This window comes from Haloechinothrix aidingensis (genome assembly GCF_013450155.1).
GTDB classification, from domain to species: Bacteria; Actinomycetota; Actinomycetes; order Mycobacteriales; family Pseudonocardiaceae; genus Haloechinothrix; species Haloechinothrix aidingensis.
In genome coordinates, this window is record NZ_JACCKD010000001.1 from 617,818 (window position 1) to 630,825 (window position 13,008).

Annotated in this window: 13 protein-coding genes; 10 read left to right on the top strand and 3 right to left on the bottom strand. The window is 70.4% G+C overall.

Going from position 1 to position 13,008, the window contains the following annotated elements; all coding sequences use genetic code 11:
* Nucleotides 1-144: 144 nt before the first annotated feature.
* Nucleotides 145-1,059 carry a lipid kinase gene (locus tag H0B56_RS03035; RefSeq protein WP_343063728.1) on the top strand — a complete coding sequence of 305 codons (915 nt, stop codon included), beginning with the start codon at nt 145-147 and terminating at the stop codon, nt 1,057-1,059.
* 71 nt (nt 1,060-1,130) lie between these two features.
* Here the strand turns inward: H0B56_RS03035 and H0B56_RS03040 are convergent, their stop codons facing one another.
* Nucleotides 1,131-1,694, bottom strand: coding sequence for a flavoprotein (locus H0B56_RS03040; protein ID WP_180891367.1), 564 nt, complete (start codon nt 1,692-1,694; stop codon nt 1,131-1,133).
* A gap of 255 nt (nt 1,695-1,949) precedes the next feature.
* Between H0B56_RS03040 and H0B56_RS03045 the strand changes: the two genes are divergently transcribed.
* From H0B56_RS03045 to H0B56_RS03065, 5 genes are all read left to right on the top strand, one after another.
* On the top strand, nt 1,950-2,354 hold the full coding sequence (locus tag H0B56_RS03045; RefSeq protein WP_180891368.1) for a nitroreductase family deazaflavin-dependent oxidoreductase: 405 nt from the start codon (nt 1,950-1,952) through the stop codon (nt 2,352-2,354).
* 167 nt (nt 2,355-2,521) lie between these two features.
* On the top strand, nt 2,522-3,958 hold the full coding sequence (locus H0B56_RS03050) for a lipase maturation factor family protein (RefSeq protein ID WP_180891369.1): 1,437 nt from the start codon (nt 2,522-2,524) through the stop codon (nt 3,956-3,958).
* A gap of 123 nt (nt 3,959-4,081) precedes the next feature.
* Complete coding sequence (locus tag H0B56_RS03055) at nt 4,082-4,720, top strand: TetR/AcrR family transcriptional regulator (protein ID WP_180891370.1); 639 nt, start codon at nt 4,082-4,084, stop codon at nt 4,718-4,720.
* 49 nt (nt 4,721-4,769) lie between these two features.
* A complete protein-coding gene (locus H0B56_RS03060; RefSeq protein WP_180891371.1) occupies nt 4,770-6,575 on the top strand; it encodes a hydroxysqualene dehydroxylase in 1,806 nt (601 codons plus the stop codon).
* An 84-nt stretch (nt 6,576-6,659) separates the two neighbouring features.
* Nucleotides 6,660-7,145, top strand: a complete 486-nt coding sequence (locus H0B56_RS03065; RefSeq protein ID WP_343063729.1) for a GNAT family N-acetyltransferase — start codon at nt 6,660-6,662, stop codon at nt 7,143-7,145.
* A gap of 52 nt (nt 7,146-7,197) precedes the next feature.
* Here H0B56_RS03065 and H0B56_RS03070 read toward each other — a convergent pair whose 3' ends face one another.
* Nucleotides 7,198-7,569, bottom strand: coding sequence for a hypothetical protein (locus H0B56_RS03070; RefSeq protein ID WP_180891372.1), 372 nt, complete (start codon nt 7,567-7,569; stop codon nt 7,198-7,200).
* A 106-nt stretch (nt 7,570-7,675) separates the two neighbouring features.
* Between H0B56_RS03070 and H0B56_RS03075 the strand changes: the two genes are divergently transcribed.
* The 4 genes from H0B56_RS03075 (at nt 7,676) to H0B56_RS03090 (ending at nt 11,686) form a co-directional block, all read left to right on the top strand.
* Nucleotides 7,676-8,560, top strand: a complete 885-nt coding sequence (locus H0B56_RS03075; RefSeq protein ID WP_180891373.1) for a helix-turn-helix domain-containing protein — start codon at nt 7,676-7,678, stop codon at nt 8,558-8,560.
* Nucleotides 8,535-8,741: a DUF397 domain-containing protein gene (locus H0B56_RS03080; RefSeq protein WP_180891374.1), complete on the top strand. Its 207-nt coding sequence runs from the start codon at nt 8,535-8,537 to the stop codon at nt 8,739-8,741. The genes H0B56_RS03075 and H0B56_RS03080 overlap by 26 nt, the downstream gene beginning before the upstream one ends.
* A gap of 33 nt (nt 8,742-8,774) precedes the next feature.
* Nucleotides 8,775-10,427: a LuxR C-terminal-related transcriptional regulator gene (locus H0B56_RS23395; protein ID WP_180891375.1), complete on the top strand. Its 1,653-nt coding sequence runs from the start codon at nt 8,775-8,777 to the stop codon at nt 10,425-10,427.
* 182 nt (nt 10,428-10,609) lie between these two features.
* The gene (locus H0B56_RS03090) at nt 10,610-11,686 is read left to right on the top strand and encodes a class I SAM-dependent methyltransferase (RefSeq protein ID WP_180891376.1); all 1,077 of its coding nucleotides are present in this window, start codon (nt 10,610-10,612) and stop codon (nt 11,684-11,686) included.
* A gap of 377 nt (nt 11,687-12,063) precedes the next feature.
* Here the strand turns inward: H0B56_RS03090 and H0B56_RS03095 are convergent, their stop codons facing one another.
* Nucleotides 12,064-12,912, bottom strand: coding sequence for an EamA family transporter (locus tag H0B56_RS03095; protein WP_180891377.1), 849 nt, complete (start codon nt 12,910-12,912; stop codon nt 12,064-12,066).
* Nucleotides 12,913-13,008: the final 96 nt, after the last annotated feature.

The following is a 13,008-nucleotide window of genomic DNA, read 5'->3' on the forward strand; positions in this document are numbered from 1 at the left end:
ATGCCCATTCTGGATGATTCGCGAGGATCTGCCCTTGTCGTGTCATCGGGGCGGATCGTCACGGCCGGCTCACCGGGTTCATACCAGCGGCACGGTTACGCTGTCGGTGGAATCGGGTCCGGACTGGCGAGAGGAGTCGGCGTCGTGTCAGGTACGCCTACCCGTGCCGCGCTCATCGTGAACACCCATTCACGCACCGGCGCCAGCGCGTTCACCATGGCGCGTCGCAAGCTGACCGAGCTGGGCGTCCCGCTGGAGTCGACCTACCCGCTGGAGGACCCGGCCAGGCTGGTCGAGACCGTCAACGCGGCGGTGGACGACGGCAGCGACCTCGTCATCCTCGGTGGTGGCGACGGCAGCGTCAGCTCGGTGGTCGACGTGCTCGCGCACCGCGAGGTACCGCTCGGGCTGCTGCCGCTCGGTACGGCCAACGACTTCGCGCGCACGCTGCACATCCCGACGGACCTGTCCGAGGCGTGCCGGATCATCGCCTCGGGCACGGTCGTCGACATCGACCTTGGCCTGTGCGGGAACAACTACTACGTCAACCGGGCGTCCGCGGGTATCGGCGAGAAGGTCGCGCACGCGATGTCCCCGGTGTTGAAGAAGCGTCTCGGCACGCTGGCCTACCCGGTGGCCACGGTCCGGGCGATCGCCGAGCACCGCCCGTTCTCCGCGCGACTGACGTTCCCGGACGGCGACCACCCGCCCCAGGAGTTCCCGCGCTTGCTGCAGGTCTCAGTCGCGAACGGGCGCTACTACGGCGGCGGTCAGCTTCCGGCGCACGACGCGGGGATCGACGACAACACGCTGGACGTGTCGGTGCTCGAGCACGGCCCGCTTCGTGAGCTGGTGACCGTGGCCCGCAACCTCAAGAACGGGTACCCGGACAACCACCATGCCGAGCACTACCGCACGGCCCGCGTGCGGGTCGAGACGGATCCGTCCCTGCGCATCAACGTCGATGGTGAGGTCGTCGCCACGACACCGCAGGAGTTCTCGGTGGCCCGCAACGCGTTGCACGTACTCGTGCCGTCCACATGGGTCGATGGCGTGTAGTCCCACGGCGTAGTTCGCCGGTCGCGTGCGCGGACCTGTGCTCGCGCATGCCCGCCCGTGCTCACCCGCGCTCAGCGGGCGCGCACCGCCCGCGCGGCGGTCTCCAGCACGTGCTGCCACGGGAGCCGCTGGTCGGCCGGGGCTTGTCCGGGCTCGTGCAGCGGCCAGACGCCGGCGCCCTCGACCAGCCACACGCCTGCCTCGTGCAGGGCGTCGAGATGACCGCGCCATGCGGGATGCCGGGCGTGCGCGGCGTTGATCCGGGGAAACAGCACGACCGGGACCGGCGGTGTGCCGAGCGCCTCGCACAGCTGGGTGAGTGCCTGGTTGTCCGCGATACCCAGCGCGGCCTTCGCGACCGTGTTCGCGCTGGCGGGCGCCACGACACAGCAGTCGGGGTCGGGATGCGGGCGCGGGTCGCGGGGCAGGCGCGGCCTGCTGCGGACGGGTAGTCCGGTCGCGCGTTCCAGCAGGGGAATCTCGCCGAGATCGTCCAGCCATGTCGCCGCGGTGGGGGTGAGCGTTACCGTCACCCGCCAGCCCGCTGCGAGTGCGGGCTCGACGAGCCCTGGCCGGAGTGCCTCCAGGCCGCCCGCGGCGCTCGCGGTCACCGCCAGCACGGGTGTTCCCGCCATCGCACCGTCCCTGCGTGTGTAGTCGCGTGGTCGCCGTCGAAGGTAGCCCACGCCGACTCAAAGGGCGCGAACGACCGGCTGGCCGCGTCACTCGCGGGTCGGTGCGAGTGCTGCGCGTGCGCCTGACTGTCCCGAGGGGCCGGTCCATTTCGGGCCGCCGCGCGCGAACGCGGCCGCCCGGCGCGAGCGCGGCGCGGCCGCCCATGGATCGGTAGTCTCAACGCCGAAGGCGGTTCCCGTCCGGAAGGGGTATGCATGCTGTTCGGTGACGAGCACGTCCGGCGCTACGAGGAGACCGACGGCGAGGTCGGGCACATCTGGCTGAACGACACTCCGGTGCTGGTCCTGACCACGACCGGCCGCAAGAGCGGCGCGACCAGGAAGTCGGCGCTGATCTACCAGGAGTACGGGGACAGCTACGTGGTGGTCGCCTCCAAGGGTGGTGCGGACACGCATCCGGACTGGTACCTCAACCTGCGCGCGAACCCGCGGGTCGAGGTCCAGGTCGGCGCGGAGACGTTCGCGGCCGAGGCGAGAACGGCCGGCGCGGAGGAGCGTGCGGAGCTGTGGCCGAAGATGGCCGCGGTCTGGCCCGACTACGACAAGTACCAGGCAAGCACGGACCGGGAGATCCCTGTGGTGGTGCTCGACCGGGTGTAGCGAAACACCTCGCCGGGTAGCCCCGGCCCGCGTCCGGCACCGCGCTCCGGGTGTCGCGCTCGCAGTGCACGTGGGAGCTCGGCGGGCGACACTGGGGGCCGGGCGTGGCCACACGCGGCGAGCTACCGTCCACGGTGGAGCGCGAGCGTAGACGAAGGGGGTGGCGCGTGGACTGGTTCGGTGCCGAGAGCTACTGGGTGAGCAGCATCGTCTTCCAGCGGGGGCTCGCGCTGATCTACCTGGTCGCGTTCGTCAGCGCGGCCTTGCAGTTCCGGGCGCTCATCGGCTCGCGGGGGTTGACCCCGATCCCGAGGTACCTCGAGCGCGTGTCGTTCCGGTCCTCGCCGAGCCTGTTCCACCTGCATTACTCGGATCGCTTCTTCGCGGTGGTGGCCTGGACCGGCGTCGCCGTCTCCGCCGCGCTGCTGCTCGGGCTGGGCGATGGCCTGCCGTTGTGGGCGCACATGGTCGTGTGGGCCGTGCTGTGGGCGCTGTACCTGTCGATCGTCAACGTCGGCCAGGTCTGGTACGGCTTCGGCTGGGAGACGTTGCTGTGCGAGGTCGGCTTCCTGGCGATCTTCCTCGGCCCGGCGGCGATGGAACCGCCGTTGTTGATCCTGCTGGCGCTGCGCTGGCTGCTGTTCCGGGTGGAGTTCGGCGCGGGCCTCATCAAGATCCGCGGTGACCCGTGCTGGCGGGACCTGACCTGCCTGTACTACCACCACGAGACCCAGCCCATGCCCAATCCGCTGAGCTGGTACTCCCATCACCTTCCCAAGCCGCTGCACCGGGTGGAGGTGGCCGCGAACCACGTCACGCAGCTGGCCCTGCCGGTGCTGCTGTTCCTGCCGCAACCGGTGGCGGGCATCGCCGCGATCGTCATGATCGTGACCCAGCTGTGGCTGGTGGCCAGCGGCAACTTCTCGTGGCTGAACGTGCTGACCATCGTGATCGCCGCCTCGGCGATCAGTGACGGGTTGTGGAGCACGTTGCTGCCGGTCACCCCACCGGCGGAGCTGGAGCCAGCACCGCTGTGGTTCCGGGTTGTGGTGCTGCTCGTCGCCGCGGTCGTGGTCGTGCTCAGCTACGGGCCGGTGACGAACATGGTCTCGCGGCGGCAGGTGATGAACCGCAGCTTCGACCCGCTGCGCCTGGTCAACACCTATGGCGCGTTCGGCAGCATCACGCGGCGGCGCGACGAGATCGTCATCGAGGGCACAAGCGACGCAGCGCCGGGCGCGGACACCGAATGGTTCGAGTACGAGTTCAAGGGCAAGCCCGGTGACGTCAGGCGGCGTCCCCCGCAGGTGGCGCCGTACCACCTGCGCCTGGACTGGCTGATGTGGTTCGCGGCGCTGTCGCCGAGCATGGCGGGGCCGTGGTTCCGCCCGCTGGTAGCCAAGCTGCTGGAGGGCGACCGCGACACGCTGAAGCTGCTGCGGCACAACCCGTTCCCGGAGCGGCCGCCGACGCACGTGCGGGCGCGGCTGTACCGCTACCGCTTCACCACTCCCGCCGAGCGGCGCGAGACCGGCGCGTGGTGGCACCGCGAGCTCATCGGCGAGTTCCTGCCACCGGTGTCGCTGGGCGGGCGAACCGGCTGACGCGCATCCCGGTCGGCGTGCCTCGCCGGGACGGTTCCGAGGACTGTTGACGCAACGACAGTAGTAGTTGTACTTTGTTCAACACTATTCGGCGGCTCGACAGCCGAGCACGGTGGAGGCGGCATGGCCGAGACTGAACCGCCCGGCGCACCGGAAGGTTCGCGGCTGGGACCCGATGAACGCCGTGACCAGATCCTGGCCTGCGCGCGACGCCTGTTCAGCGAGCACGGGATCGACGGGGTGTCCAATGCGGACGTCGCGAGGGCGGCGGGCGTCAGCAGGGCGCTGCTCAACCACTACTTCGGCTCCAGGCGCGAGCTGTATCGCGAGGTCGTGCGCCGCATGATGGACGTACCGCCGGTGCCGGTTCCGGAGTACGTGCCGGGGGCGAGCGTGGAGGACCGCGTCGCGCAGAGCCTGGACGGGTGGCTCGAGCTGCTGAGCCGCAACCGGAGCATCTGGCTGGACGCGATCGGCATCGCCGGATGCGGTGGCGACGAGGAACTGGAAGCGATCATCGACCAGGCCCGCGACCGGGCGGTGAACCGCGCCGTCGAGGTCACCGGGTTGGGCCCGGTGGTCCGCGCGCATCCCGAGATCCATGCCGTGCTGCGTGGCTTCAGCGGGATGGCCGAGGCCACGACGCGGGAATGGCTGCGGCACGGCCGGCTGACCCGCAAGCAGGTACACACCCTGCTCGAACACACGTTGCTGACGATCATTCGAGACGTCGTACCGGAGGTCACCGCTCTCGGCGAGTAGTGAGCCCCGTCGCGCTGGGTTCCGGCGACGTCAGTACGGGAGGACGATCATGACGGAAGCCAGCGCGGGATCGGCGCCACACTCGCGCCGACGGTTTCTCCGCACGGCGACGACCGTGGGCGCCGCCACGGCGGCGGCGCTGAGTGCGGGCCCGGGGCAGGGCTGGGCGGCGAGTGGGAGGCAGGGGCGCGACGTCGCGGTGCTCGGTGCCGGGGTGGCCGGGCTGACCGCCGCGCACGAGCTGGTCGAGCGGGGCTATTCCGTGACCGTGTACGAGCGCAAGGCGCTGGGCGGGAAGGCCCGGAGCATCCCGGTACCCGACTCCCCGGCCGGAGGCCGCGCGCTTCCCGGTGAGCACGGGTTCCGCTTCTTCCCCGGCTTCTACCACGACCTCGGGGACACGATGCGGCGCGTACCGTTCCCGGGCAATTCGCATGGGTGTTGGCAGAACCTCACCCGGGCGACGAGCTACCTCGGCGCGCGTGCCGGGCGGGCCAACCTGACCGTGCCGTTCCCGGAGCCGTTTCCCCCGCGGCCTTTCCCGTATACACCGGAGTCGTTCGCGGAGACGGTGCGCTCGGTCGCCGAGACGTCGTTTCGCCTTCCGCCACACGAGGCCGCGTTCTTCGCGCAGAAGGCGGTTGTCTACGTGACCAGCTCGGATGAGCGGCGCCTCGGGCAGTGGGACGCCCTGCCGTGGAGTGACTTCGTGCGGGCGGAACGTATGTCCGACGAGTACCGTGCCTTCCTCGCCGACGGCATGATCCGCAACCTGGCCGCCATGAAGGCTGACGAGGCCAGCACCCACTCGATCGGGCTCGTCGGCGAAGCCACCGCTTGGAGCGCCATGGGGCGGGGCAACGAGGAAGGCGGGTCGGTCGACCGGGTGCTGGACGGCGCGACGAGCGAGCGCTGGCTCGATCCGTGGGTCGAGCACCTGCGTGACCTCGGGGTGCGCTTCGAGGTCGGGTGGGCGGTCGAGGAGCTGCTTGTCGACGACGGAGCCGTGGGTGCGGCGACCCTGCGGCACACCTCCGGCAGGACCGAGCAGGTGCGCGCGGACTGGTTCGTCTCCGCTATCCCCGTGGAACGGTTCACGGCGCTGCTGACACCCGAGGTCCTCGACGCGGCGCCCGAGCTCGACCCGGTGCGCGAACTCGGTACCGACTGGATGAACGGGTTGATGTTCTACCTCACCGAGGAAGTGCCGATCACCCCGGGACACGTCAACTACGTCGACTCGGGCTGGGCGGTGACCTCGATCAGCCAGGCACAGTTCTGGAAGCGCGACTTCGCCACGTACGGCGACGGCACCGTCAAGGACTGCCTGTCGGCGATCCTGTCCGACTGGACCTCCCCCGGGATGTTCAACGGCAAGGCCGCACGGGACTGCCGGCCGGACGAGATCGCGCGCGAGACGTGGGCCGAGGTCAAGGCACACCTCAACGGCTCGGGCACCGAGGTGCTGACCGACGACATGCTGCATTCCTGGTTCCTCGATCCGGCCGTCATCGACCCGGGAACGCCGGAGGTCCGCAACGACGAACCCCTGTTCACCCAGCTTCCCGGGTCGTGGGCCGACCGTCCCGGCTCGGGGACGGGGCTTCGTAACCTGTTCCTGGCGGGTGACTGGGTCCGCAACGACATGAACGTCACCACGATGGAAGGTGCCAACAAAGGGGGAAGGCAGGCGGTGAACGCGCTGCTCGACACGGCCGGGTCGGGTGAGCCGAGATGCCAGGTCACGCCGCTGTTCCGGCCTCCGGAGTTCGAACCGTTCAAGCGAGTCGACCGGCAGCTGTACCGCGCGGGCCTGCCGAACCAGTTCGACGTCATGGACCCGCGCGCCCCGTGAGCGTGATCATTTCTTGTGCGCGGCCGCCTCGGCTCGGCCGAGGTATGGATGCCTGCCGGGACCGGTTCGACGTACAGTGCGGACGTGCATATCCGTCCGTACACCGTCGAGGACTGGCCGAGGATCTGGCCGATCTTCCGGGAGATCGTCTCCGCGGGGGACACCTACGCCTACGACCCCGAGTGGTCGTCGGATCAGGCGCAGGACGTGTGGGTGGAGCCTCCGCCAGGCACCACCGTCGTCGCCTGCGAGGACGACGAGGTGCTCGGCACGGCGAAGATCGGGCCGAACAAGGCCGGACCGGGCTCGCACGTGGCCACGGCGGCGTTCATGGTCTCCTCCGGAGCACGTGGTCGCGGGCTCGGGCGCACCCTCGGTGAGTACGCGCTGGAGTGGGCGCGTGAGCAGGGATACGCGGCGATGCAGTTCAACTCCGTCGTGGAGTCGAACCACGCGGCCGTGCGGCTGTGGAAGGAACTCGGGTTCGAGATCGTCGGCACCGTCCCCGAGGCCTTCGAGCACCCCACGCTCGGCCGCGTGGGGCTGCACATCATGCACCGGCGGCTGTGACGGGCGGCGGTGGAGTTCCGTCCTGGCTTCCGCGCGGCCCGGTCGGACGCCGTCACGGGCCAGAACCGATAGTGCCGGTGTGCGGGTAGGCGTGTCCGAGCCGCACGCGCTCCTGTTCACCGGCGACATACAGGGCGTGCGTGGTGCTGCCCGTGGCGTTGAGGTGGGCGTGCACGGCCGAGACGGTGCGGCACGGCCACTGCTCGCCGCAGTCGCAGGTGCCGGGCTGTGCCTCGGTGTGCACGCGGAAGACCTGCCGGATGGTCTCGACGAGCTCGGGGATGACGTCGCGGGCGATGTCGGCGTCGGTTCCTGTCCAGTCCGCTGTCTTCATCGCCAGGTACTCGGTCTCGTCGAGGTGCCCGTAGAGGTCCTGCCGCAGCAGGTGGAACGCGTCGGCGCGGGTGAGGGCTGTGCTGTCCATGGATGCCAGTGCACGCTGTGACGGCGGGACACCGCATTCCTCCGCTTGAGTGAAATGACGGTTTTGTCCACCGGACACAACCAGTCGCCTCGCTACGGTGCCGGTCATGGAGGATCGAGCACCCACCATCCGGAGCCGGGAGCTGGGCGAGGGGCTGCGCCAGGCGATGACCTACGCGGGGTATCACGCCAGCGAGATCGCTCGCCTGCTCGACTGGTCGCCGAGCAGGGTATCCCGTCTGCTGTCCGGCAAGCGCGGCGGCACGGGCTACGACGTCTCGGCCTTCCTCGCGGTGTGCGGGGTGAAGGGAGCGGAGCGGGACCGGCTGATGGCGCTGACCGTCGACCAGGACAAGAAGGGCTGGTTCCAGCAGCACGGCCCCGTGCTCCCCAAACAGGTCCGGACCCTGATCGACCACGAGAGCATGGCGGTGTCGATGGAACAGGTCGAATCGATCATCGTGCCGGGGCTGCTGCAAACCGGGGACTACGCGCGGGCGGTGATCAGCCGCAACGTGAATGTGCCCGCCGGTGAGGTCGACGACCGGGTAGCCGCGCGCCTGGCGCGGCAGAGCGTATTGAGCCGTCGCCAGCCCCCGACGTGCACCTTCTTCCTCCACGAGTTCGTGCTGCGCACTCCGGTCGGCAGCTCCTTGACCATGTCCGACCAGCTCCATCACTTGCTGCGCGTGGCGGTCCGGCCGCACATCACGGTGCGGGTGCTTCCAGCAGCCGTCGGCGCCCACGCCGCGATGTCGGGTCCGTTCACGTTGCTGGATGTGAAGGCGTTCAAGCCGATCGTCTACCTGGACAGCGAGACGTCGAGCCTGTTCCTGGAGCTGCCCGTCGAGATCGATGCGTACCGCAACATCCTTGCCACGCTGGAGGACACCGCGCTGGATGAGGGACAATCACGGGAGCTGATCGCCTCCGTGGCGACGGAACTCTACGCGGATGGAGAGAGCGATGATCACCCCGGTCGAGTGGGATAGCTTCAGCGATGTGACCTGGCGGACCAGCAGTTACAGCGGGAACGGCGGCAACTGCGTCGAGGTCGGCTGGCGGCGGGACGCCGAGGCGCTGGTGCGCGACTCCAAGGCACCCTCCGGCGGTGCCCTGCGGGTAGCAGTGCCCGCGTGGCGCGCCTTCCTCACCGCTCTCGACCGGCGCTGAGCCCGCTACCGGCCGCGATACCGGGCGTCGAGGGTGGATGGCACGGAGCTGGGCGAGACGCTGGGGGCGGCCCGGGACGCCTACCGGCGTCGCGACTGGCGAGCGGCCGCGGAAGGCTTCCGCTCCGCGGCCGACGAGCACTCGCTGTCCACTGACGACCTGTACGCGCTGTCCCAGTGCGCCTGGTGGCTGGGGGAGATGTCCGACTGCGCCGCCCTGCTCGAACGGGTACACCGCGCTTACCTCGACGAGGGGGATCAGGCCGCTGCCGCGATGACCGCGCTGGAACTCGGGGTGGATCACTTGCTGCGCGGGGACGAGCCGGTGGGTTCGGGCTGGCTCGGCCGCGCCGCCCGGCTGGCCGAAACCGTGCCCGAGGGGCCGGTGCACGGCTACCTGCGCTACATCCTGGAGGTCGAAGCGCAGCTCGGCGCGGCCGAACTCGACGGGGCCGTCGATGCGGCGCGCCGCGTCCGGGACCTGGGCCGTGCACACGGCGAGACGACCCTGGTGGCCTGCGGGCTCAACGGCGAGGGCCGGGCACTGATCAGGTCGGGCGAGGCAGGCCGTGGCCTCGCTCTGCTGGATGAGGCAATGACGGCGGTGCTCGCCGGGGAGGTCGACGACGCCTGGGCGGGCAACCTGTACTGCAACACCATCGCGGCTTGCCACGAGCTGGGTGATTTCCGGCGGATGGCACGGTGGACGGAGCTGACCGAACGGTGGCTGGAGACACTTCCCGCGGCGGCGCTGTTCGCGGGTATTTGCCGGGTGCACCGGGCGCAGCTGGCAGCACTCGCCGGGGACTGGGTGCGCGCCGAGCGAGAGGCTACGCGCGTGTGCGAGGAACTGGCGGGGATTTCCGTGGCCAACGTCGCCGAGGCCTGGTACGCGATCGGGGAGGTCCGCCGCAGGCGGGCCGACCTGGACGGTGCGGAGCAGGCGTTCTCCGCCGCGCATGCGCACGGGCGCGACCCGCAGCCGGGTCTCGCGCTGCTGCGGCTCGGGCAGGGGCGGATCGAGGCCGCGCACGCGGCGATCCGGACGGCGATCGCCGCGGCGGGCGGCGAGCCGTACCCGCTGGCCACGCTGCACGCGGCCCGGGTCGAGATCGCCGTCGCCGCCGGGGATACCGCAACGGCCCGCGCGGCGTGCGCGGCGTTGGAGGAAGCGGGCGCGGGCGGGACCGGCCAGGCGCCCGGCGCGATGGCAGCCGCCGCGCGCGGCACCGTCGAGCTGGCGGAGGGCAGGGCGGAGCGAGCCCTGCCGTACCTGCGGCAGGCGTGTCGTGCGTGGCGTGAGCTGGACGCGCCGTACGAGGCCGCCCGCACGTGTGTTTCGCTGTCCCGCGCGTATCGCGCGATGGGGGATGCCGAGGCGGCTGGACGCGAGGCTCAGGCTGCGGCCACCCTGTTCGCCCGCCTCGGCATCGACGCCGCGACCGGGCTCGGCGAGGCGGGTGGCGGCAATGCCGGCTCGTACGGGCTGTCCGACCGGGAACTGGAGGTGCTCGTGCTCGTCGCCGAGGGTCGCAGTAACCCGGAGATCGCAGAGGCGCTGTTCATCAGCCGCAAGACCGTCGCACGCCACCTGTCGAATATCTTCACCAAGCTCGGGGTCGGCTCACGCACCGCCGCCGCACGATACGCGTTCGCGAGGGATCTCAGCGCGGACCTCACCGAGTAGGACCGGGTGTCCGGGCCGGCCGTGCCCATCGGTACCCACCACCGCATCGGCGCGAATGGGTCATCCGCCCGATGCGTCGCTGGTCCACGTCGCGCATGCTGGCTGCCGAGGGTGGGCAGGGCAGTGATCGGCACGTCCGGCCCGCCCGGCCGATGTCCAGGAGTGAAGGAGATGACGACACGATGACCGCATCGCAGCAGCTCGACCAGGCACGGGTCGATGAGTTCACGGGAAAGATGGTCGAGGTGCTCAGCGGCGCCAGCGTCGCATTGCTCGGCAGCATCGGTCACCGGCTCGGGTTGTTCGACACCCTGGCGGAGCTGGGGGACGTGCGCAGTGAAGAACTCGCCGAGCGGGCCGGACTGCAGGAGCGCTACGTACGCGAATGGCTCGGGGGTGTGACCACGGGCGGGATCGTGGAGTACGACCCGGAAGCCGGCACCTACCGGCTTCCCGCGGAGCACGCCGCGTGCCTGACTCGCGCCGCGGGTCCGGACAACTTCGCCACGATCCTGCGGTTCATCCCGCTGCTTGCCCAGGTCGAGGGGCAGGTGGCCGACGCGTTCCGCGAGGGTGGCGGGGTCGGCTACGCGGCGTTCCACGACTTCCACGCGCTCATGGCCGAGCAGAACGGCAAGGTCTTCGACGCCTCGCTCATCGACACGATCCTCCCGCTGGTGGACGGACTGCCGGAGCGGCTCGCGCGCGGCGTCGACGTAGCCGACATCGGCTGCGGCAGCGGTCGCGCACTCAACATCATGGCGGAGGAGTACCCGCAGAGCAGGTTCGTCGGCTACGACTTCTCGGAGGAGGCGATCGCCACGGCCCGCACGGAGGCGGAGGAGCGTGGGTTGTCGAACGTGCGATTCGAGCTGTGTGACGTCACGACGCTGGATGTGCCCGGCGCGTTCGACGTGATCACCGCCTTCGACGCGATCCACGATCAGGCGCGGCCCGCCACCGTGCTCGGCGCGGTGTACCGGGCGCTGCGGCCGGGCGGCACATTCCTGGCCGCCGATATCAAGGCGTCCAGCTACCTGGAGGACAACCACGACATCCCGTGGGCGCCGTGGCTGTACACGGTGTCGACGATGCACTGCATGACCGTGTCGCTAGCACTCGGCGGGGACGGGCTCGGCACGGTGTGGGGCCGTCAACGGGCCGTGGGGATGCTCGACGACGCCGGGTTCTCCCGCGTGGACGTCCGGGAGGTGGAGACTGATCCGTTCAACCTGTACTACGTCGCGGGGAAGGACTGATGCGGCACGCCTGGAGCGGCCGCACTCCTTACCGTGCTACGTAGCACGGTAAGGAGTGCGACACTTCCTGTCGTGGAGTCGATGGGTGTCCGGGAACCGCGAGAGCACGCGACACGGCATTTCCGCTGCCCGACCCGGTTCTGCGTCCGTTGGATGTCATCCATCTGGCTACGGCATTGCTGCTGGGGTCGGAGTTGACGGCCCCTGTGACCTACGACCAACGACTCGCTGCGGCTGCCGACGCCCGGGGGCTCAGCGTCGCCAGCCCCGCCTGACGCGTGACGTGCCATGGAGCGAGGCAAGTCGATATATCGACTCGGGTCGTCATGTCCGGCGGTCGACAGGTCGATTGTCTCGCTTACTCCCGTCGCCGGCGCCTATCCCAGTCCGATCAGTACCAGCGCGGCGATCGCCACGACCAGGCCCACAGCTCGGCGCGCGGGGAGGCGTTCGGCGAGCGCGAACCGGGCGAGCAGCACGGTCACCGCGGGGGACAGGGAGGCGAGCACGGCGGTGATGCTGACCAGACCCGCGCGGGTGCCGAGCAGGAACGACACGGTGGCAAGTGTGCCGATCACCCCCGCACCGGCCAGCGGTGCCCAGGACGGCCGAGCAGGCACGAACGACTGTCCACTGACGATCAGAAGGAGCAGGAAGATCGCTGCGACCGCGCACTGGGCGGCCAGCACCGGCCAGATCCCGCTGTCGCCGCTGGTGCGGTCCAGCGCGAGGTAGAGCGTCGCGAAGCCGCCTCCCGCCGCGAGGCCGAACCCGAAGCCGGCCGCGAGACGACCGCCGAGCCTGCCTGCCCGGGCCTGCTCACCGCCCGCCGAGACGAGACCGATCGCCAGCAGCCCCAGCGCCACCCCCGCCCACGCGAGCAGTGTGGGGCGCTCACCGAGCAGTAGTGCCGCGAGGATCGGCAGGCCAGCCCCGGACAGCGAGCTGACCGGGGCCACCACGTTCATCCGCCCGATCAGCATGCCCCGCAGCAGGAACAGCGCGCCCGCACCCTTGCCGAGCCCAGCGGCCAGGCCCCACGCGAGGTCGGCGGGGTCGGGAGACGCATCGGGTGCGAACGGGAGCACGAGCAGGACGGCGAGCAGGCCGACGACTTGCGTGCCCGCCAGCACCGGCCACACACCACCGCGCCGCCCGGCCAGCCCCACCAGGAAGTCGCCCGCGCCGTACCCGAGTGCGGCACCGAGCCCGAGGAGCAGGTTCACCGTGGCCGCCGCGCGTGGTGCGTGGCCGGCACGGGCGACAGCGGGGCAGGCGATGCGGGAGCGTGGACCATGAGACCGAAGGTAGTGGGCGGGCCC

Bases quoted from the DNA above. Each gene is read 5' to 3' on its own strand.
- H0B56_RS03040 (WP_180891367.1), bottom strand. From the start codon at position 1,694: ATGGCGGGAACACCCGTGCTGGCGGTGACCGCGAGCGCCGCGGGCGGC.
- H0B56_RS03045 (WP_180891368.1), top strand. From the start codon at position 1,950: ATGCTGTTCGGTGACGAGCACGTCCGGCGCTACGAGGAGACCGACGGC.
- H0B56_RS03055 (WP_180891370.1), top strand. From the start codon at position 4,082: ATGGCCGAGACTGAACCGCCCGGCGCACCGGAAGGTTCGCGGCTGGGA.
- H0B56_RS03060 (WP_180891371.1), top strand. From the start codon at position 4,770: ATGACGGAAGCCAGCGCGGGATCGGCGCCACACTCGCGCCGACGGTTT.
- H0B56_RS03070 (WP_180891372.1), bottom strand. From the start codon at position 7,569: ATGGACAGCACAGCCCTCACCCGCGCCGACGCGTTCCACCTGCTGCGG.
- H0B56_RS03075 (WP_180891373.1), top strand. From the start codon at position 7,676: ATGGAGGATCGAGCACCCACCATCCGGAGCCGGGAGCTGGGCGAGGGG.
- H0B56_RS03080 (WP_180891374.1), top strand. From the start codon at position 8,535: ATGATCACCCCGGTCGAGTGGGATAGCTTCAGCGATGTGACCTGGCGG.
- H0B56_RS03090 (WP_180891376.1), top strand. From the start codon at position 10,610: ATGACCGCATCGCAGCAGCTCGACCAGGCACGGGTCGATGAGTTCACG.